17 protein-coding genes and 1 other RNA gene are annotated in these 20,811 nt (G+C 35.9%); 15 read left to right on the forward strand and 3 right to left on the reverse strand.

Going from position 1 to position 20,811, the window contains the following annotated elements; genetic code table 11:
• Window positions 1–30 precede the first annotated feature (30 nt).
• The 5 genes from smpB to G611_RS0110875 all read left to right on the forward strand — a co-directional run bounded on the left by smpB (window position 31) and on the right by G611_RS0110875 (window position 4,895).
• The gene (gene smpB, locus G611_RS0110860) at window positions 31–498 is read left to right on the forward strand and encodes an SsrA-binding protein SmpB (protein WP_028243626.1); all 468 of its coding nucleotides are present in this window, start codon (window positions 31–33) and stop codon (window positions 496–498) included.
• Complete coding sequence (locus tag G611_RS0110865; protein ID WP_036949140.1) at window positions 498–1,043, forward strand: Maf family protein; 546 nt, start codon at window positions 498–500, stop codon at window positions 1,041–1,043. The genes smpB and G611_RS0110865 overlap by 1 nt, the downstream gene beginning before the upstream one ends.
• A 62-nt stretch (window positions 1,044–1,105) precedes the next feature.
• Window positions 1,106–1,447: a transfer-messenger RNA gene (gene ssrA / locus G611_RS15655) on the forward strand.
• Window positions 1,448–1,564: 117 nt separating this feature from the next.
• Window positions 1,565–3,646, forward strand: coding sequence for a methyl-accepting chemotaxis protein (locus G611_RS14745; protein ID WP_051195227.1), 2,082 nt, complete (start codon window positions 1,565–1,567; stop codon window positions 3,644–3,646).
• 130 nt (window positions 3,647–3,776) lie between these two features.
• Window positions 3,777–4,895, forward strand: a complete 1,119-nt coding sequence (locus G611_RS0110875; RefSeq protein ID WP_051195228.1) for a D-alanyl-D-alanine carboxypeptidase family protein — start codon at window positions 3,777–3,779, stop codon at window positions 4,893–4,895.
• 41 nt (window positions 4,896–4,936) lie between these two features.
• Here the strand turns inward: G611_RS0110875 and G611_RS0110880 are convergent, their stop codons facing one another.
• Window positions 4,937–5,587, reverse strand: coding sequence for an HAD family hydrolase (locus G611_RS0110880; protein WP_028243629.1), 651 nt, complete (start codon window positions 5,585–5,587; stop codon window positions 4,937–4,939).
• Window positions 5,588–5,714: 127 nt separating this feature from the next.
• Here G611_RS0110880 and G611_RS0110885 point away from each other — a divergent pair, with 127 nt between their 5' ends.
• A complete protein-coding gene (locus G611_RS0110885; RefSeq protein WP_028243630.1) occupies window positions 5,715–6,236 on the forward strand; it encodes a GNAT family N-acetyltransferase in 522 nt (173 codons plus the stop codon).
• Window positions 6,237–6,240: 4 nt separating this feature from the next.
• A complete protein-coding gene (locus G611_RS14750; protein ID WP_051195229.1) occupies window positions 6,241–7,236 on the forward strand; it encodes a glycoside hydrolase family 25 protein in 996 nt (331 codons plus the stop codon).
• A gap of 97 nt (window positions 7,237–7,333) precedes the next feature.
• Here G611_RS14750 and G611_RS0110895 read toward each other — a convergent pair whose 3' ends face one another.
• Window positions 7,334–8,422, reverse strand: coding sequence for a pyridoxal phosphate-dependent aminotransferase (locus G611_RS0110895; RefSeq protein ID WP_028243631.1), 1,089 nt, complete (start codon window positions 8,420–8,422; stop codon window positions 7,334–7,336).
• Between the two features lie 160 nt (window positions 8,423–8,582).
• On the opposite strand from G611_RS0110895, the gene G611_RS0110900 reads away from it, so the two are divergent.
• Genes G611_RS0110900 through G611_RS0110915 form a run of 4 tightly spaced genes read left to right on the forward strand, consistent with a single transcriptional unit; the run spans window position 8,583 to window position 15,431 of the window.
• Complete coding sequence (locus G611_RS0110900; RefSeq protein ID WP_028243632.1) at window positions 8,583–12,119, forward strand: DUF5717 family protein; 3,537 nt, start codon at window positions 8,583–8,585, stop codon at window positions 12,117–12,119.
• A gap of 15 nt (window positions 12,120–12,134) precedes the next feature.
• Entirely contained in the window at window positions 12,135–13,376 is a 1,242-nt protein-coding gene (locus G611_RS0110905; protein WP_028243633.1) for a DUF5716 family protein, read from the forward strand.
• Entirely contained in the window at window positions 13,376–14,206 is an 831-nt protein-coding gene (locus G611_RS14755) for a hypothetical protein (RefSeq protein WP_051195230.1), read from the forward strand. The genes G611_RS0110905 and G611_RS14755 overlap by 1 nt, the downstream gene beginning before the upstream one ends.
• A 19-nt stretch (window positions 14,207–14,225) precedes the next feature.
• Window positions 14,226–15,431 carry a hypothetical protein gene (locus tag G611_RS0110915; RefSeq protein WP_028243634.1) on the forward strand — a complete coding sequence of 402 codons (1,206 nt, stop codon included), beginning with the start codon at window positions 14,226–14,228 and terminating at the stop codon, window positions 15,429–15,431.
• Between the two features lies 1 nt (window position 15,432).
• On the opposite strand, the gene G611_RS0110920 is transcribed toward G611_RS0110915, so the two are convergent.
• A complete protein-coding gene (locus G611_RS0110920; RefSeq protein ID WP_051195231.1) occupies window positions 15,433–16,515 on the reverse strand; it encodes an endonuclease/exonuclease/phosphatase family protein in 1,083 nt (360 codons plus the stop codon).
• 104 nt (window positions 16,516–16,619) lie between these two features.
• Between G611_RS0110920 and G611_RS0110925 the strand changes: the two genes are divergently transcribed.
• The 4 genes from G611_RS0110925 to G611_RS14760 all read left to right on the forward strand — a co-directional run bounded on the left by G611_RS0110925 (window position 16,620) and on the right by G611_RS14760 (window position 20,777).
• Window positions 16,620–17,855, forward strand: a complete 1,236-nt coding sequence (locus G611_RS0110925; RefSeq protein WP_028243636.1) for an MFS transporter — start codon at window positions 16,620–16,622, stop codon at window positions 17,853–17,855.
• Between the two features lie 72 nt (window positions 17,856–17,927).
• Window positions 17,928–18,575, forward strand: a complete 648-nt coding sequence (locus tag G611_RS0110930) for a hypothetical protein (RefSeq protein ID WP_028243637.1) — start codon at window positions 17,928–17,930, stop codon at window positions 18,573–18,575.
• Between the two features lie 23 nt (window positions 18,576–18,598).
• A complete protein-coding gene (locus G611_RS0110935) occupies window positions 18,599–19,288 on the forward strand; it encodes a response regulator transcription factor (RefSeq protein WP_028243638.1) in 690 nt (229 codons plus the stop codon).
• Window positions 19,289–19,349: 61 nt separating this feature from the next.
• Window positions 19,350–20,777, forward strand: coding sequence for a sensor histidine kinase (locus G611_RS14760; RefSeq protein ID WP_207636296.1), 1,428 nt, complete (start codon window positions 19,350–19,352; stop codon window positions 20,775–20,777).
• Window positions 20,778–20,811 lie beyond the last annotated feature (34 nt).

The following is a 20,811-nucleotide window of genomic DNA, read 5'->3' on the forward strand; positions in this document are numbered from 1 at the left end:
AAGCGAGCCAAAACCTAGGAGAATAGAAACATGAATAAAGAAGGTAGAAAGTTAATTGCTAATAATAAGGAGGCTTACCACGAATATTTCATGGAAGAGGAATATGAAGCAGGTATTGAGCTTCATGGAACAGAGGTAAAGTCTATGAGACTTGGTCAGTGCTCTATAAAGGAAGCTTTTGTGCGTATAGATAATGGTGAAATGTTTATCTATCAGATGCATGTAAATCCTTATGAAAAGGGCAACATCTTCAATCGTGACCCACTTCGTCCAAGAAAGCTACTCTTACATAAGTCAGAGATTAACCGCTTGCTTAGCAAGATTAAAGAAAGCGGTTACACAATCGTTCCTTTAGAGGTCTATTTAAATAATGGTCTTGTAAAGGTTAAGATTGCTCTTGCTAAAGGTAAGAAGCTTTATGATAAGCGTGCTGATATTCAAAAGAAGGATATGAAACGCGAAGCAGAAAGAGATTTTAAGGTAAGGAATTTACGATAATGAAGATTATACTTGCATCCAATTCACCACGTAGAAAAGAATTACTTACACAGGCAAATGTAGATTTTGAGGTTAAATCTGCAGATGTTGAAGAGGTAACTGATAAGACAAAGCCGGAAGAGGTAGTAATGGATTTAAGCCAGCTTAAGGCTAATGCCATTGCAAAAGAAAATCCGGGCAGAAAGATAATTGCAGCTGATACAGTTGTTGCATATAATGGGGAGATTCTTGGAAAGCCTAAGGATGAGGCGGATGCCTTTAGAATGCTTAAGGAACTTTCAGGTGAAACTCATCATGTATACACAGGTGTCACCATCATTGATGAAGCGGGCTCGGTTAATACATTCTTTGAGTGTACAGCAGTTACTATGTATGAAAACTCAGATGAGCTTATCAAAAAATACATCGCAACAGGGGAACCTATGGATAAAGCAGGTGCTTATGGAATCCAGGGAAAAGGCGCTGTACTTGTAAAGGAAATTAGTGGAGATTACAACAATGTTGTTGGACTTCCACTTGCAAAGGTTTATCGCAATTTATACTAGAAGTTTATTGATTTTTGCGCTAAAACCTATATAATAAAATATGCTGCTAAGGCATATTGTTTGGGCTAGTAATGGTTTCGACAGGGGTCATGCAGCGGAAGAAGCGAGTCCCACGGTAATGGGTTAAATGGCCAAACTTAAAATTAAACGCTGAAGATAATTTAGCATACGCAGCCTAGTTGCTGCAGTCTGACTTAGAGCACCTACACTTTAAGACCCAGACTTCGACTCTGTAGGAAACGACGTTGCCAAAGCTTTGAGGTAACGGGCGTATCATGAAGCTACTAAAGCATGTATCTTGTTTGTAAGAGCCATGTGGAGGGAATGTCAAATTACAAACTACACTCGTAGAAGGGCCGGGAATTGGCTTTTGGACACGGGTTCGACTCCCGTCTAGTCCACTATATATACCCGTAAGATTTTTTCTTGCGGGTATTTTTTTATAACAAATTACACACAGTTTCTTCATAAGTGGCTAGTATATTGAACATTAGATATTTTAGTACGTTTAGGAGGAAACTATGAGTAAACAAACTAATGTAAATAATCAATCTAAAAAAGGACCATCTCCTAAAGCTATAAGCAAGAGACTAACTCTTTTATTTGTTCTTATGTTGATAGCTAGTACGCTACTTGCGGAAGGAATTATCATTACATTTGGTTATGGCATGATTAAGGATTTGATTGATAAATCTTTGAATAATCAGGTTGTTGCCGAAGCAGGTGAAGTTAACAAAGAGCTTAATTCTATTTTCTATTATCTGAATGGTATAGCTGATGGAGTAGAAAATGAAACCTTTGAGGATGATGCAGCAATTCTTCACTATCTGGCGCCAACTGTTGAAAGATATCCGCTAATTCCACTTGGAGCATATATCGGAACAAATGATGGAAAGTTCCTTGATGCATCAGGCTGGGTTCCGGATTCAGATTATATAGTGGCGGAAAAAGGCTGGTATAAAGAAGGTATGGGATATGATAATAACTGGTTTTACTATTATGATCAGCCTTACTTTGACGCAGCTACCGGTGATTTGTGTGCCACTGTAATTCGTCACATTAAGCTAAAGGATGGTAGAGAAGGTGTATTTGCATCTGATTTGCTTCTTACATCTATTCAAGAGCAGCTAAATGAGGTTAAGCTATACAAGACTGGTGGCTGTATTATGGTCACTGGTGAAGGTCAAATCTTATCCTACAAGGATACTTCTATTTGCGGAACAAATATTGCAGATAACAAAGATGCATTTTTGTCAGGCGTTAATTCATTCCTTGCAGAAGAGCATGGAATCGTAAAAACTGTTAAGGCTAAAGGAACTGCTTATTATATGGTATCAGCTCCTATAAATGGAACTGATTGGCAGGTAGTAATTTACGCTAAGAGATCAGAAGTTTTGGCTTCGCTCTTTACAATAGTATATATTCTTATTGGATTTACTATAGCTGCAGTCCTTATAGTTGTTCTTGTAATGATTAAGGTTCTTTCTAATATGATTAAGAAGCCTGTAACAGCGCTTACTGAAAATATCGAAAAGATTGCAAATGGTGATTTCACTGTTGAGATTTCATCGAAAGGTAATGATGAGATTGCATTTATGAATACTGCCATGGGCGGATTTATAAATGGTATGCGAAATAGTTTAAGTGAAATCAAGACGGTGTCTACAAGGTTAATTGATGATGCCCAAATATCTAAGGATACAGCTGAGAATCTGGAGCTTGCTGCTAATGAGCAATCCGTATCCATGGATCAGATTAGAAGTAACATCGATGATATGGCTGATGCAGTTACAGAAGTAGCTGAAAATGCCACAACCTTGGCTCAAACCATTTCAGATGTTACAACCGAAGAAGAAGAAATCGAAAATACAATGAATGGTCTGGTTAAGAAGGCTGATGTTGGTCAAAAGGATATGAAGAGTGTCTCAGAGGAAATGGACAACATCGTTGAATCTATGAATGATATGGCAGAAGCTGTTAGCAGCGTAGATGATGCTGCACAACAGATTACTCAGATTGTAGATATGATTAATTCTATTTCTTCACAGACTAACCTGCTTTCACTTAATGCTTCTATTGAAGCTGCAAGAGCTGGTGAGGCTGGCAAGGGATTTGCAGTTGTTGCCACAGAGATTGGTGCTCTTGCAAATAATTCTGCTGATGCAACAAATCAGATTGTTGATATTATTAAAGAGATGTCTGATAGAGTTAAGGATTTGTCAGAGAAATCTACGGCCAATACAGAGCTTATTAATAATAGTGCAGAATCAATTAACAACGCTGCTGATACATTCTTACAGATTACTACAGAATTAAATACAGCAAGCTCTACACTTAACGATATGGCTGAGCAGATGAGAAGAGTAAACGATGTTGCTACCAACATGGCATCGGTATCAGAACAGCAGTCTGCAGCCACACAGGAAATTGCATCTAATGTGGAGAAGGTAACTGAATCAGCCAAGGAAGTTGCAGCTTCTTCTGAAAAGGTTGCTAACGCTGCATCAAATGTTTCTACAGCTGTTGATACAATCAATAACAACCTGGTTCGATTTACAATTGATACTGCAAACAAAATAAAAGATGATATAGATTCTGAGTAAATGTAAGGCGGAAGGGGCAAACCTTTCCGCCTTTTCGTTATATTTAACAGAATTTCTGTTCTTAATTGTATGAGCACTTCTGTAATGCTAAAATTATTATTAGTTTTATAGGGGAGCGGAGAATAATATTATGTCAAGAAGTGTTAGAAATATGTCTGATGATGAGCGAAAAGCCTATAGAAGGCGAAAAAGGCTCATTCGAAAAATACAGGTTTACGGTGAAATAGCAATCATTTCTTTAGCAATTATCATTTCTGCCGGTTTAATAATTACACATGTACATGGTAGCAAGGATTCCTTATCAGTTGCCGCTGAAAAAACTAAAGAGAACAAGTCTAAAGAAAAAGAATCCACTGGACTTAAGGTGGCTTCTAAGGGTGATTCTGAAGAAAAGGTTGAGAAAAAGACTGTAGATGAAGAAAAAACTCCAAAGGCGCCAAGCTATAGCGCAAAGGAAAGTGATGCAACAGTTGCTATTGAAGGAGATGTTGTTAGTTCAAACGCAGTCCTTATCAATAATAAGACAAAAGAAATAGTGGCTACCAGAAATGCCCACGATAGAATAGTTCCAGCATCCATGACAAAGGTAATGACAGTTCTTACTGCGGCTAATCATCTTACAGAAGACCAGCTTAATGAAGTGGTAACAATGTCTCACGAAGCTATAGATTATTCGTACGCGGGCGGCGGTTCTACATCTGGATTTGTAGAGGATGAGCAGGTTACAGTTAGAGATTTATTCTATGGAACAATACTTCCATCTGGCGGTGATGCTGCAGCACAGCTCGCCATGTATGTTGCAGGAGATATTGATAGCTTCGTTAAGATGATGAATGAACAGGCTGCTGATATAGGACTTACGGATTCACATTTTACAAATCCAGTAGGCTTTCACAGCGATGACCATTACAGCTCTGCTTATGATATATCAATTATCATGATGGCGGCTTTGGATAACGATCTTTGCAAGGAAGTTTTAAGCACCAAGGTTTACAATTCTACAGCTACAAATGTAAATCCTGAAGGAATCACTATATCAAACTGGTTCTTGCGTAGAATAGAGGATAAGGATATTGGCGGAGAAATAGAAGGCGCTAAAACAGGATTTGTTAATGAATCTGGTAACTGTGCAGTAAGCTCAATGGTTTCTGAGTCGGGAACAGAATATATTTGCTGCACTGCCAACTCCACATCAGGATGGCGTTGCATCTATGATCATGTATCTATATACAAGACTTATACGAAATAAAAAATATCTAGTTACACAGTAAAGTGTAACTAGATATTTTTTTAATATACGATATTTAATAACTTACGAATATCATCGATATAGGCTACAGGATTGAACTTTGATAGTACATCCATGTCGCGGAAGCCATATGTGCAAAGCACGTAATCTAATCCAGCGTTTTCTCCTACAGCAGCATCAACTTCGGAATCACCTACATAAAGCACCTTTGATTTGTCTGTTACTCCAAGTGCTGATAAGGCCATATCGATAGGAGCTGGATCAGGCTTTCTTGGATGCTTACCATCATCTCCAATAACGATGTTGATATTTGGCTTGAAGAAATCTTCAAGTAATGATTCGCTGGCAGTTTGACCCTTGTTGGTTACGATTGCCATTTTTACACCTATTTCGGCAAGCTCCTTAGTGGTTTCAATAATTCCATCATAAGGCTTTGTCTTGATTAGGTTATGAGTGTTGTAGTATTCAACAAATTCTTTGAAGAATTCATCGAAGTGTTCGTAATCTTCACCCATTGGAAGGGCACGTACAACAAGCATTCTAAGGCCGTTTCCAACAAACTGTCTAACGTCATCTATAGAATGGGTTTTAAACCCGTATTTGTCTAACATATAGTTGATAGAATCTGTTAAATCTTCGAGTGTGTAAAGCAAGGTTCCGTCAAGATCAAAAAGTATTGTATCGTATTTCATATTTCACTTCCTTTGATTTTTTTACTATTAAGTTATAAAGCCTTAAAGGCATTTTGTAAAGGAAAATATTGAATAATAAACAACGCTTTGATATCATTTTATATAGATTTTGCATTAGGAGGGTAAAATGATGTACAAAATTAGAGAGGCTAAAACCCCTGATGCTAAGGAAATACACGACATTTACGGATATTATGTTGATAATACCTACGTAACATTTACAGAGGTTAATCCATCTGTTGAGGAATATGCAGAAAGTATCGTAAATACGAAGAAGGATTATCCTTACATTGTTGCTGTGGATGAAAATGACAAGGTAGTAGGCATGGCATATGGTGGAAGACTTCGTCATCATGATGCATACAAGTATGCTGTAGAGACAACCATTTATCTTGCACCGGATGTACCTAAGAAATCTGGAATTGGAAAGCTTCTATATTCAGAGCTTGAAAATCAGCTTAAATCTATGGGATACAAATTTATGTACGGTGTTATCACAGATGATAATGCTGCAAGCATCGCTTTTCATGAAGCATTGGGCTTTGAAAAGGTTGGACACTTTACAGATATCGGTTATAAATTTGGAAAATGGAAGGGGATAGTTTGGTATAGAAAGCAGATAGGTTCACTTGCTGATATGCCTAATTAATATTATGAAAAAAGCGTTTAGATATTTTTTAATATCAATTCTTTCAATTGTTTTTACATTGATTGTAGTTGGAATCATTTATATAGTTGCTGATACACACAGCAGAATTAAGATACAGGATAAGGAGACATATTCTACAGAAGAAGTTGAAGCTCTTATGGATGAAGCTAAGGCCCAGGGGCGAAACAGTGTATTGTCCACCATCAAGGAATCTCTTGAAAACGGAAATACGGTGATTTCTGTTCTTAAATCGTTGTATCCTGAATATATAGTTGTGGCAGCTAATTCAAAATACAATTTTGTCGCTATCAATAATGATTTAACAAAAAATAAATTTGATATTAATAATCTTTCAGAGGATGACAATGGAAGATATGTATATTCCGATGATGGGCAGACCACATCTCGCTTTGGAATTGATGTTAGCTCTCATCAGGGAGATATTGATTGGAATGCTGTTAAAGCCGAAGGCGTTGAATTTGCTTTTATAAGAGCGGTTTACAGAGGCTATGGTACAGGCAAGCTTGTTATAGATGAAAAATGCATTCAAAATATTGAGGGGGCACAGGCTGCTGGCATTGATGTAGGTGTTTATGTATTCTCACAAGCTATCAATCAGGATGAGGTTTTAGAAGAGGCATCTACAGTCATTGGATTGTTGGATGGATATACATTGCAGCTACCAATAGTATTTGATGTAGAAAAGGTTGCAGATAGTTCAGCTAGAACAAACGGACTTACAGTTCAGGACAGAACTGATCTTACTAAAACATTCTTAGAGACTGTTAAAAATGCAGGCTACCAGCCTATGTTTTATCATAATACAGAAATGGGAGCCATGCTCTTAGATTTGACACAGCTTACAGAATACCCAAAGTGGTTTGCAGGCTATAACAAGGAATTCTACTGGCCATACGAATATGAGATTTGGCAGTACTCTGAAACAGGTCGTGTGGAAGGAATCAACGGAGACGTAGATTTAGATATTTGGTTACAATAAAAAACACCCCATTACGGTAACAATCATAATAATTCTACGCTCAGCATAGAAAGCTTCGCTTAAGAATTATTATAGATTGTTACCTATGAGGTGTTTTTTATTGCAGTAATGTCGCAGCTAGTTTGTCGTTATCGGATGGATTCATGAAGCAGAAGCGAATGTAGTTTTCACCCAAATATGGGAATGTAGAACAATCGCGAATCATGAGTCCTTTTTTTATGCATCGGTCAAACAGCTCGCCGCTAGTTAAGCCATCCTCCAATATTTTAAGAAGCATGAAGTTTCCTTCAGGTTTATATGGCTTGAACCTAGAGCTTTCTTCAAAAAGCTTATACATACGGTCACGCTCTGATGTAATCAGGTTTCTAGTTTTGTTAATGTAATCCTTGTCTGTAAACATCAATGTTCCAGCTACTACAGCGATGGAGTTGATAGTCCAAGGATCTTTTCTTTTGTTAATTTCAGATATCAAATCTTCGTTAGAACAGATTGCATAACCTAAACGAAGTCCTGGGGAAGCAAAGAATTTCGATGTACCACGTAAAATAGCGATATTTCCATAAGTTCTTGTAAGACCTACAGCGGAAATCTTTGAAACATCCTCAGCAAATTCAACATAAGTTTCATCAACCATAACAAAGATGTGGCAGGCCATACAGGCATCTAAAATCTTACGCATATCAGCTGAACTTATAGCAGTACCGGTAGGATTGTTAGGATTGCAGATGATTACCATATCGATATCTTCTGTAAGCTTGCTGATAAAGTCTTTCGTATCAAGTACAAAATCGTTTTCCTCTTTAAGAGGATAGTAGATTGTTTTGCCTCCAACTAAAGATATCTCTCTTTCATATTCTGAATAGGTTGGTCCTAGAATTAAAGCTTTCTTAGGATTTTCAATCTTAACAAAAAGTGAGATTAGCTCTGTGGAGCCATTGCCTACAATAACGCTTTCAGATTCGCAGCCACAGTAGTCAGCAATGGAGCCACGCAAAGAAGCATATTCTCTGTCGGGATAAGTGGTGATGCAGTCAATATGCTCCTTAATTCCTTCCTTTAATTTGGTGGAAATTCCAAGAGGATTTACGTTAGCAGAGAAGCTAATTATATCCTCCTTTTTTATTCCATATATTTTTTCAATTTTTTCTAAATCGCTTCCATGAAAATGGTCTTTGTGTTTAATCATTGTTATTCACCTCGTCTTTTACATAGTAGCACCTTGATAAATAAATATCCATCTTTTTGTTTCGTATTCGTTTGAAAACACTACATGTTGTGCTATAATTTGATATGAATATCCTGGGATTAGTAGGTTCTGCTAATCCTACAAGAACGAGGACAATGTTTTGAGAAAAAGAATCTATCGAATATCAGAGGATAAATTCGATGACGTTAAACCAAATATAGAATTTGAACATCAGCAGATTGAAGCAACCTGCTTTGTTTCTGATACATTTAAGGGCGATATATTTTTTAAAAGCTTAAACGATGTAAAAATCCGTGGTGTAATATATTGTGATAATCCTTATGTCCAAATAGAAGAGCCACTTTTTGACAAGACTAATGTACATATTTCTTATAAGGTTGATGATTATAACTTCAAGGTTGGTGAAGTTCTTACAGGTAACTTCATAGTTATTGCTGTAGGCCTTGAAAAACAAATCCCTTTCAAGATTACATATGTACAAAAGCCACTTACATCATCAGAAGGTGAAATCAAAAGCTTAACCGATTTCGCTGAGCTTGCTCAAAATCATTTTACAGAAGCGGTTTCAATTTTTTATTCAGACAGATTTTCTGAATTTGTTCGAACACTTGATAAGCGTACCAGACTTTTGTACCGCGGTTTTAAGGCTGCGCCTATAGCAGCAGTCAATGTAGACGAGTTTTTAGTATCTGTTGGTCTTAAAGAAAAAATGACCTTCGATTTAAGAGAGCGTGAGGACAGCTACTATGAAGTAACTGAAAATATCCGCGGAGAAATAGAAATAATCCGTTCTACTTGGGGCTTCATTGATATTAATGTTAGCTGCGATGCGGATTTTGTTTCAATCGAAAAGGAACATATTACATCTGATTTCTTTTTAGGCTCAATTTTCAATATGAACTATTACATTCATAAGGATAAGATGCATGCCGGCTTAAATATAGCTAAGATTTCTTTTGATTACAGAGATATTCATAAAGAGATAATTATAAGGGCTACTTCCTTAAAGGAAGGCTCAAAGCTTGAATCAGTAAATCACGAAAAAGATTTAATGATTCTTAAGGGCTGTCGTCTATATGAGGAATTCAGACTTAGAAGAATAACTACACCTATATGGTGCCAGGAAAGTCTTGCCATAGTTGAGGCACTTTCAGATGCAAATAATGCCGAGGATAATTATCTGCTTCTTATGAAGGCATTCCTTTATGTTACTAACAACCAAAAACAGGAAGCTTTATGGATTATCCAGGATTTAAAACGTTCAATAGAAGATAAGAATAGTTGTGAATGGGCATTTTTGCTTTATATTTGCACACTTATTGAACGAGAAGAGGAATATGTAGACAGACTTACTGACAATATTGAATCAATATTCAGAGAGCATCCTGACGATGTTAGAATCTTTTGGTTCCTATTGTTTTTAAGAAAAGATTACATTAGAAATTCATCTGCAAAGCTTAGAGACATTGCAAGCTGGGTTAATAGTGGTGTGGATTCTCCACTGCTTTATATAGAAGCATATTATATTTTTGTTCAGGATCCATATTTAATTTCAAGTTTTGATGAGCTTACTATCAAGACTCTTAACTGGGTAAGAAAGCGAAATGCTATTTCTAAGGATATCGCTATTCAAATGATACATATCCTTGAAAATGAACATAGCTTTAATCCTAAGGTGTTACCAATTATAGATAGCTGTTACGAGATATATCCTGATTTGCAGCTATTGCTTGCTATTGTTACATACATACTTAAGGCAAACTATGTAGAGCCTAAATTCCTTAAATGGTTCAAGCTTGCTATTGAAGCTAATCTTCATGTTTCAGGTATTTTTGAAGCATACATGGAAGCAATGCCTACTTACTCCGTAGACAAATTCCCACAGCTTCTTACAATGTTCTTTAAGTATAACAATGATTTGTCATACGAAAAAAAGGCACTTTTATATGCAAATATCATTCTGCACAGGGGTGATGACAATAAGACCTATGAGCACTATGAAGAAGCTATCGAGAAATTTGCCTTAGAACAGTTGAAGCTTGGCAGATTAGATGAGAACTTGGCAGTGTGTTATCAGCGTCTTATGGAGCTTGGCATATTTGACTCAGAGGTGGCCAGACTTATATCTGATTTGGCTTTTAAAAAGAAGATTGCTGTCATTAATCCTTCAGTAAGAAGAGTCTTTTTATATCAGGATGAATTTAAAGCTCCAAGCATAGCTAATGTATCTGATCACAAGGCTTACCTTAATTATATTGGAAGCAAGGGCGTTATTTTTTTAGAGGACCAGAATGGATATCTATTTGTAGATGATGAAGCTTATCTTACAGAAGATATTATCGATGCCACAGGTTATTTGGATAACTTAAAGGGGCTTACACCTCTTAATATGGCATATATCCTTATGGATTTTGAAAATGGATTTGATTTCAGCGAGCCTAGCAAAGCTTCTGTAGATTCCGTTAAGCTTTTGCTTGAATCTAAACAGATTTCTTATGATTTTTTAGGCGGTCTTTATCCAAAGATTATAGAGCTGTTTAAATTTAATGAAGAAGAAGCCTACATTGAAAAGTATTTCTTAAATGATGCCGATTTAAAGGCTCTTAAAGCAGATGTTATTGCAGATGTTATAGAGCTATTCGTATCTCGCAGTAAATACGAAGAAGCATATTACATGCTAAAGAATACCAATGGTACAAAGGTTAAGCCGGAGGTTATTTCTAAGCTTTGTAGATACTTAATTAATGAGAAGCCAGATGAATCAGACGACTTCCTAATTCTTCTTTGTGCTGGCCTTGTAAAGAAAAACATTATTTATAGTGATATTATCAAATACTTAATAAGATTTTTTGTGGGCCCAACAGAAACTATGCTTCGTATTTACGATAATGGCTTCGAAAATGGTGAAGACATAGTTGAATTTGGTGAGAGAATTCTTACACAGGTTTTATACAGAGACTTTTTATGCGATGGCATTATGCATGTATTTGAAACTTATGTTTCAAGACGTAATAATAAAATGATAGTTGAAGCCTTCCTTACATACGAGGCTCATAGCTATCTTTCTGAAGGACAGGTTATTCCAGAAGAAATCTTTTCTTATATCTTTAATAGATTTAAGAGAGGAATGAATGTAAACGAAAGCATGAGAATAGCTCTTCTCAAATATCTATGTGAAAGAAAGGACCTTGAGGAAGAGGAGCTTAACATGCTAGACATGCTTCTAGCAGATGCAATCCTTAAAAATCAATACTTTGGCTTCTTTGTAAAATGCAATGAAAAGCTAAAGATTAAATATCATTTATATGACAAACACTTTGTAGAAATAAATACAGACAAACGCAAATCAGTTGTTATTACATATTCAATTAACGGAAGCGTTCCAAAGGAAGACGATATGATTGAAATGTATGATGGTTTGTATGTTAAACAATTTATTCTTTTCTATGGAGACGAACTTCGCTACGAGATTTATTGTGATGATTTGTCAGATGAACCTCTTAAGAGCGAGACCATTGTTATGAGCGAAGAGCCAGATGTTAAGAATGGTCGATTTGCTATCATGAACAATATTAGCCGCCATAATATGTATGGCGAAACTACAGAGCTTGCATCAGCCCTAAAGCAATATCAGGGATTGGATGCAGTTACTAAGGATTTATTTACTATTATATAAAGGTTAGGAAATGCTATGAATGAAACCAAGGGCGCATATCTTGGAATTGATATTAATTCCAAAAATACAGTGCTAAGTATTTACAAATCAAATATGGATGAGCCTACTACAGTAAGCACAGTTCTTGGTGAAGAAAACTATGCAATACCTACCGTGCTTGCTAAAAGGATAGGCATGGGACAATGGTTTTTTGGCGATGAGGCTATTTTAAAGGCCAGAGTTAAAGAGGCAACACTTATAGAGGATTTGTTCAACAGAGCTCTCAAAAATGAAGTAGTCTATGTTGAAAATGAATCCTACCAGGCTAAGGATTTACTTGTAATATTCTTTAACAAGCTATTTTCTATTCCTGGGCCAATGGCGGCAATGGGAGAGATTGAAAAGCTGGTTATCTGCGTAGAGAAAGTTAGCTTAGAGGTTATGGAGCTAATGAATTACGTGGCATCAAAGCTTAATATTGATTCTCATAAGCTTATGCTTATAGATAGAAATGAATGCTTCTATTACTATGCTTTATCTGGTAAGCCAGAATTGTTCCTATATCAAGTGGCATTATTTGATTATAGTGGAAGCAATATGATTTCTGTTGTGATGGATAGAAATCAAAATACACGTCCACAGCTGGTTACACTTGATGTGGTGAACCATGGAGATATTACAGAAAATAAGGATGAAATGTTTGACGAGATTATAGCAGACACCTTTGGAAGCAGATTGTTTTCTTCTGTATATCTGGTAGGAGATGGTTTTGATGGAGATTGGATGAAGCTTAGTCTTTCAAGACTTTGCAAGGGGCGTAAGGTTTTCCTTGGAAAAAATCTTTATTCTAAAGGCGCATGCTATGCAGGCTTCATAAAGGATGGAAAAAGAGATTGGCCATTTATATTTATTGGCGATAACGATTTAAAGCTTAATCTATCAATAAAGATTTTAGATAACAACGTAATGAAGTTTTTCACTTTAATTGATGCAGGTCAAAGCTGGTATGATGCAAAAGGTGAATGTGAAGTAATACTTGATGGTAATCCTGAAATTGAGTTTTATGTTCAACGACCTGAATCAAGAGAAGCTCACACCGATGTGTTAGAGTTAACAGATTTACCAAAGCGAGAGAATAGAACCACAAGGCTTCGTATTGAAGCAAGACCTATTTCTGACATAGCAGTATCAATAGAAATTACAGATTTGGGATTTGGGGAAATTTCTCCTGCAACAGGTAAGAACTGGACCTTTACCATTTCTTTGAAGGGAGAGTAATGAGTACATTAATTTATTGTTCCAACTCAATAGCTGCTGCTCCGTATTATATTGAAGAAGTTTCTTTAAATGTTTACTCTCTAGAGGAGCTTAGCTATTTTATCTTAAATAATATATATTTGCTTTCCAGCAAGATTATGAACGCGGAATTGTGTAACTGGATTGGTAGAGAGTTAAAAATGCCAAATCTTGCCAAGGAATTACATGGCCTGGTGCAGAATAATGCGCCACTTCATATTTTTGTTGGCCATATTTTAAGCTCGAATGGTTATGCATCTCAAAAAGAAATAAAAGATGCTTTAGCTATAATATCCACCTTCGAAAATAAATCTGAAGCAGAGCGAAGAAAGCTTAGAGCTGACAGATTAATGGCGGGAGGGAAGCTGATAGACGCCATTTATGAATACGAAACCTTACTTTCAGAAGATATTGCAAAAACAATGCCTCGAACTGTTGAAGGGGATGTATATCATAATTTGGGTTGTGCATTTGCCAAACTATTCTTTTTTGAAGAAGCTTGCAGATGCTTTGATGAAGGGTACAAACGAAATCAGAAAAAACAAACCTTATATCAGCTTTTATATTCAGCCAGATGTGGTAAAGATAAAAACGCTTTCGATGAATATGTTAACAAATATCAGGTACCACGTTCTGATGTTGAAGAGGTTTTACAGATTGTTACAAGAGCGACAGTTAAGGAAGACATTGTTGGCTTTGACAGCTCAATAAACGATATGCTTTATGCTGGAGCTTCGGAAGAATCAATGGAAACCATTAATAACGTAATTCAAAATTGGAAAAAAGAATACATTAGATTATGTAGAATATAATTATATTGGGGAGAAGTGTATGGGATTTTTTTCAAGTAGAAAAAAGAAAAAAGAAATTAGAGCAGCAAAAATCGATGATGCATTTAACAGGGTTTATTCTCAAATCGAGGGGATGGGAAGCTTAGAAGACCCTAAGAAATTGGAACGCTACATATTAGATTCCTGCGAACAGATCATTGCAAGTACAAAGGCAATGGAAAGGCAGAAGATGGAATATCGTATTGTTACAAGATACTTAAACGATATTAAGGCCATTGAAAACCTTCCAAGAGATAAGGCGAAGGATTTAAGAATGACTGCGTCTAAAATAGTGGAGCTTGAAGAAAATCTTGTTAATGCCAGAGCGATTCAGCGAAATATTACTGACGAGCAATTCCAAGTGATAGCTGATGAAGAAGACGATATGCCAGAAATTATAAATCGTTTTTCTTCAGATGAGATATATCAGGCGAAGCTCAAAAAGAATCTTTCTTATTTGGAAGGCGAAAAGAGTAGATGGGAGATTGAGCGAGAAGAGCTACAGTTGCAGGTAAAGCTTTTCAAGAGGATGGCGGTTGCAATAATGGTATCCTTTATGACTCTTTTGATTTTATTAATCACCATGAATTCTGCTACAGAGGTAGATATTTCTGTTTGGGTTTTTGTAGTTTTGTTTATTTGTGCTGTCAGTGGTTTTATTGTATTTCTCAGACAAAATAAAATTGCAAAAGATAAGAAGTTCGCTATTATTCATTTGAATCAATCCATTAGCATGCTTAATGTAGAAAGAATGAAGTATGTTAATGTTACTAACAGTGTCGAATATTCAAAGGATAAATATATGGTAAATAATGCTGTCGAGCTGCAATATGTTTGGGAGCAGTACCAGGATAAGGTTCGTGATCAGATACGTTATCTTGAAAATAACGAAGACTTAGAATTTTACAATAATAAACTTGAAAATATATTAGGTAGTATCGGTCTTGCTGACGAAAAGATATGGCTCAATCAAATCAATGCCCTTATCGATAGACAGGATATGGCAGACTGCAGACATAGATTAGTACAGCGTCGTAAGAAAATTAGGGATAGATTGGACGACCATAGAAAAATAGTTCAGGAAGAACGTGATGAAATAGATAGGCTCATGATGAGTCATGAGCACTATCTACCTGAAATTCAGGAAATCATCAAGTCTGTTGATAAGCTTTGTGGAACAAGTTCAAGCGTTCAAATAGATGCTTAGTTTATTTTAAAACGAAATCCATGTAAACAGGATTGTGATCTGAATACTTAAATCCAGTATCAAGAACATTAGCATCTATAACATCAATGTTAGATGAAACGATAAATCCGTCGATTGTAAGGACGAATGAATCCTCAGTGTAAGGGCTATCAGCATTTCTGCATGATGGAACAGGATTAGATTCGTCGATAGGACCTATGATGGTGAAATTATCATCTAAAAGTCCATCAGGAATAGGCTGAGCCCAGTTTTCAGTGCTGCTTGTTCCAAAATATTTAGAAGAATCACCAAGTACATCTTTATTCATATCGCCACCTGCGATAATGTAATTACCTTTGTTTAATTCTTCAAGCATATCTTCGTTTAACATAACAACCTGGTTAGTAGCTGTTGATGGGTCTGTTGTATATGCAGAAAGGTGCACATTGTAAAGCACAAGCTGCTTACCATTGTTAAGGTTGATATAGTTTTTACTATAACATCTATCCAGGTCGATTAGCTTGGACATACCTTCTTCAATAGGAAGAGAACGTCTTACAGAGTCCTGGATAGTAGCTGATGAAATAGTAAGAAGACCAGCCTTTGATTTTCCATGAGGCTGTGTTAATGGATAAAGTAAAAAAGGACTATCATAATTTACAGCAAATGTGCTGCTGACTTTGTCGTAGTTTGCATTTTTGAGAGCATTTACGATTAAGTCCTTTTCATTAACATGGTAGCTTCTTGTTGAATCAAGATCTACTTCCTGAAATAGCATAATATCTGGTGATAAAGAAAGTACACTAGCTGTGGAGCCGGAAATGTTTTCATTTACGGCATCCTTGGAATAAGCCCAGGATTCTGTTCCACCATCCATGAAGAAAGAATAATCATCAGAATAAGCACCGAATCCTATATTTGCAGATGAAATTCGATATTGCTTTTGAGTTTCTAACTCAGATAAGTCTGCTTCACCTTCGATTTCAAGTGCAAAGTTATCTTCGATGCGATGGTATGAAATCAATACGTAAGCCACATATGCTGCAAAGAGGACTATTATGGCTAAGATGATTATAAGGATTGGTTTTAATATTTTTTTTACCATGGTTATTTCCTTTCAGATTTTTTAAATGTATCATTAATATATCATAAAAATAAGTTAAAAAATGTTTTTTCATAATATATTAAAGAATTTTTCAAGGAGAGAGTATGATTTACAGAATTAAAGAATCACTAGAACTACGACTAAACTTATTCTACATTACACTTCAGGGGTTATATTGGATGATTGTGTGCTGCACAATCAGTTTGGGCTCTGCTTATCTTTCAAACAGAGGATATTCAACGGTTGGAATTGGTGCGTTGTTTGCTTTAGCATATTTATTTGCAAGTGTTTTACAGCAGCTTATATCTGTAGAAACTGATAGAAGTACTAGCATTAATGTTGTTGATGTATTAGCTGTACTTGGTGGTTTACTTGTTATCAATCAGTTTTTTGCTATGGGTACAGATTCAAAAAGCTTCGGTACAGGCTTTACATTTATGCTTGGTGCAATGATTGCAACTATCATTCAACCATTTCTTAACGCTTTGAATTTCCATATCGAAAGATATGATATAAAGATGAATTATGGAGTAGCAAGAGCTAGCGGATCCTTCTTTTTCTTCATAATGAGTCTTATTGCAGGAAATCTTATGAAGACTGTTTCAGAAAAGGCAGCCCCAGCACTTGGACTTATTGTTAGTATTTTATTCGTAGCTAACATTATTTGGATTTATAAGGAACTTAAGTCTACAGGAAAGAATCCAAAGAAGGATTTTGATCCATTTGAAAACAGTACATCTTCAAATGATTCTTTTGATGTTAATTCTATTAAGAATTTTATTGAATCATATAAGATGTTTTTCATCTTTTTAATCGGACTTATGGGATTTTATTTTGGCCACGTGCTTATTAATAATTTCCTTTATCAAATCACTGCAAATGTAGGTGGAGATGAAGCTGACACAGGCGGACTTTTAGCTATGCAGGCTATAGTGGAATTACCAGCTATGATTTTCTTTACATGGTTAAAAGACAGATTTGGTTCTAAGCTTTTGCTTTCTGTTTCAGCTGTATTTTATTTCGTCAAGATTTTTGCTACCACTATAGCAACATCGGTAGGGATGCTTTACTTTAGTATGCTTTTCCAGGCGTTGGCATTTGCTATATTTATCCCAGCATCTGTTCATTTTGTTGACGAAATCATGTCAAAAAAGGATGCAGTTAAAGGTCAGGCCTTTGTAACTATAGCTATGACTCTTAGCAACTTGCTTTCAAGTTTGATAGGTGGGGTTTTAATTAGATTATTTGGAGTTACATTATCTCTTTGGTTTGGAACTGTCGTTACAATTTGTGGTGTTGTTGTCTCAATTTACGGACTTGTAAAAATAAAAGAAAAATAATTAATATTATGATAGATTTTTGTATTGTAAATTGTTAAAATAACTATATAAGATTTGTAAAAAAGGATTAATATGGCTAAGTACAATATTGGTGGGTATATTTTCGACGATGAGAATAAGGCGAAGAAAGCCGCCAAAGAGCTTAAAAGTGTTGAGTATATCCTTGCACAGTTAAAAGACGCTGATGAAAGAGGTGTACTTAAGGTATACAAAAAGCTCATTAATCAACGGCTTTTCTCCACTGAGATAGGCATGGGGTTTTTATCTCAGCTTAGACAGAATCTAGTGGCAACAGGGGCATTTTCTGAGGATGAAATTCCTGAGATTTATTCATTAGAAACTGGCGAGAATCAGGCTGTTTCAGAGAACAAATCCGAAGTTTTAGCTCAGAAAGAGGAAACTGAGAAAATAATAGACGAAAAGCCTAAAGCAAAGAAAGAAAAAGCCGATAAAAAGGTTGTAAGTAATAACGAGCCTACTTATGGTCGTATCAAAAGGCTCAAGCTTATCAATAAAATTCTATTAGTCCTTTGCATAACGTTATTGTTATGTGTAATAGGAATGTTTTATGTGAATTCCACTATAAACAGTCCAACAATTCTCGATTATGAGGAAAAAATTATTGATGAGTATTCATCTTGGGAGCAGCAGTTATCGGAAAGAGAACAGCAGCTAAACGAGAGGGAGGCACTTATCAAAGAGAAGGAACTACAACAATAATTTTCAAGGATGGGGTTGGTGTTATGGCAAAAAACAAAATTCTTGTGGCTGATGATGAAAGCCGAATGAGGAAGTTAATCAAAGATTATTTAGTAAGAGAAGATTACGAGGTAATCGAAGCAGAAAATGGAGAACAGGCTCTTGATATGTTCTATATGGACAGCGAAATTGCGCTTATCATATTAGACGTTATGATGCCTAAGGTTGACGGTTTTGCAGTTCTTAAGGAAATCAGAGAGACTTCTTCGATTCCAGTGCTGATGCTTACAGCCAAGGGTGAAGAGAATGATGTGCTTAATGGTTTTGAACTTGGTGCAGACGAATACATTAATAAGCCTTTCTCACCAAAGATTCTCATGGCCAGAGTAAATGCAGTCCTCAGAAGAAGCACAGACGATTCTATTGGCAAGAAGGTTGTTGAAGCCGGAGGTATTCAGCTTGATGTTGACGCTCATGTAGCTACAAACGATGGCAATCCAGTAGAACTTTCTGTTAAGGAATTTGAACTGCTTTATTACTTCATCAACAATGAAGGAATCGCTCTATCAAGAGAAAAGATTCTTAATCATGTTTGGGATTATGATTATTTCGGAGACGCGAGAACAATTGATACTCACGTTAAAAAGCTTCGTAGTAAGTTAGACGATAAGGGAAATTACATCAAAACTATTTGGGGCATGGGGTATAAATTTGAAGTCGACGCAAAGGTCTAAGAAGATAAATCGCCAAATTGTAGGCTTGTTAGTTGCTACTATATTCGTAGCACTCGTTATAGTGAGTGTACTATCAGCCTGCTTTTTAGGCGATTATTATATTTTACAAAAAAGAAAAGATTTGAGAATCATCTATGACGATTTATCCGAAAGATGTGTAAATGGTACCTTATATGGGCCAGATAATACCGCAGAGACGGCAGCATATTTCGATATGTATTCGGTATCTTGTTTAATTACAGGTGCTGACGGGGAGCCTTTAGTCTCATCCAATACGGATTCAACGCTTCTTTTAAATCAATTAAATTACGCAATGTTTTCAAATGATGAATCGGTTGAAGTAATTAAAAAGACTGATTCCTACCAAATATTCACACAGGTTTATCCAGATTCAAGCGAAGATTATCTTGTCTTGCTTGGATTGCTTCCTGATGGGAATATTTTATTTGTGCGCACAACTGTATCTGCTTTAAATCACATGACATCTATTACCAATAAGTTTTTTATTTTTATGGCGATTATTGCTATTTTATTTACAGCATTTATTGGTCATATTGTAATGGCTCGTTTCACAAGTCCATTAATAAATCTTATTGATATCACAAAGCGTATTGCTAATTTTGATTTTGAGGCAAGGTATAAACCTCAACATATTTATAATGAAATTGATGATCTTGGTGAACACATAAATGAGATGTCCACGACACTTAAGCGTGCAATTTCTCAGCTTCGAGTTGCTAATGAAAGTTTAAAGCATGATTTGGAAGTTAGAGAAGAAACAGAGAATATGCGCAAAGAGTTCGTATCTAATGTTTCTCACGAATTAAAAACTCCAATTGCTCTCATTCAAGGCTATGCCGAAGGTTTGCAGGAAGGCATTATGGAGGATGAGAACAGCAGGCAGATTTATTTAGATATCATTTTGGACGAAGCTAATAAAATGAATCGCCTTGTTAGAGAAATGCTTATATTAAATCAGCTCGAGGCTGGTCAGATGAGCATAGATTTAGTTGATTTTGATGTAACCGAAATGATTGATAGCATTGTAGACAGCAATAAAATCAATTTCGAAGCTCAAAATATTACATATAATTTCAATAACAAATGTGAATGTTACATTCATGCGGACGAGTTCTTGGTTGAACAGGTTATAACCAATTTCATTAGTAATGCCATACATTATGTAATGAACGGAAACGTAATTAATGTTTCCTATGATTTTTCAAAAAAAGGAAAAGTTCGTATAAGTGTGTTCAATTCAGGAAACAATATTGCCAAAAAGGACATTAAACGTATCTGGGAAAAGTTCTACAAAGCAGACAAGGCCAGAAGCCGTGAATATGGTGGAAGTGGTATAGGACTATCTGTTGTAAAGGCAACAATGGAGCTTTTACACGAAAAGTACGGGGTTGAAAATGTGACAGATGGAGTTGAATTTTGGTGCGAATTTACATTGGCAAAAGACACAAAAATCAACAAAAATTCATAGAATTTTCTGATTTTTTACGTTGAAGTATACACAT

Origin of the sequence: Pseudobutyrivibrio ruminis AD2017, assembly GCF_000424305.1 — a bacterium.
GTDB classification, from domain to species: Bacteria; Bacillota; Clostridia; order Lachnospirales; family Lachnospiraceae; genus Pseudobutyrivibrio; species Pseudobutyrivibrio ruminis_B.

What these genes read in the sequence shown, in the direction of transcription:
- smpB (WP_028243626.1), top strand. Translation starts at nt 31, where the DNA reads ATGAATAAAGAAGGTAGAAAGTTAATTGCTAATAATAAGGAGGCTTAC.
- G611_RS0110865 (WP_036949140.1), top strand. Translation starts at nt 498, where the DNA reads ATGAAGATTATACTTGCATCCAATTCACCACGTAGAAAAGAATTACTT.
- G611_RS14745 (WP_051195227.1), top strand. Translation starts at nt 1,565, where the DNA reads ATGAGTAAACAAACTAATGTAAATAATCAATCTAAAAAAGGACCATCT.
- G611_RS0110875 (WP_051195228.1), top strand. Translation starts at nt 3,777, where the DNA reads ATGTCAAGAAGTGTTAGAAATATGTCTGATGATGAGCGAAAAGCCTAT.
- G611_RS0110880 (WP_028243629.1), bottom strand. Translation starts at nt 5,587, where the DNA reads ATGAAATACGATACAATACTTTTTGATCTTGACGGAACCTTGCTTTAC.
- G611_RS0110885 (WP_028243630.1), top strand. Translation starts at nt 5,715, where the DNA reads ATGATGTACAAAATTAGAGAGGCTAAAACCCCTGATGCTAAGGAAATA.
- G611_RS14750 (WP_051195229.1), top strand. Translation starts at nt 6,241, where the DNA reads ATGAAAAAAGCGTTTAGATATTTTTTAATATCAATTCTTTCAATTGTT.
- G611_RS0110895 (WP_028243631.1), bottom strand. Translation starts at nt 8,422, where the DNA reads ATGATTAAACACAAAGACCATTTTCATGGAAGCGATTTAGAAAAAATT.
- G611_RS0110905 (WP_028243633.1), top strand. Translation starts at nt 12,135, where the DNA reads ATGAATGAAACCAAGGGCGCATATCTTGGAATTGATATTAATTCCAAA.
- G611_RS14755 (WP_051195230.1), top strand. Translation starts at nt 13,376, where the DNA reads ATGAGTACATTAATTTATTGTTCCAACTCAATAGCTGCTGCTCCGTAT.
- G611_RS0110915 (WP_028243634.1), top strand. Translation starts at nt 14,226, where the DNA reads ATGGGATTTTTTTCAAGTAGAAAAAAGAAAAAAGAAATTAGAGCAGCA.
- G611_RS0110920 (WP_051195231.1), bottom strand. Translation starts at nt 16,515, where the DNA reads ATGGTAAAAAAAATATTAAAACCAATCCTTATAATCATCTTAGCCATA.
- G611_RS0110925 (WP_028243636.1), top strand. Translation starts at nt 16,620, where the DNA reads ATGATTTACAGAATTAAAGAATCACTAGAACTACGACTAAACTTATTC.
- G611_RS0110930 (WP_028243637.1), top strand. Translation starts at nt 17,928, where the DNA reads ATGGCTAAGTACAATATTGGTGGGTATATTTTCGACGATGAGAATAAG.
- G611_RS0110935 (WP_028243638.1), top strand. Translation starts at nt 18,599, where the DNA reads ATGGCAAAAAACAAAATTCTTGTGGCTGATGATGAAAGCCGAATGAGG.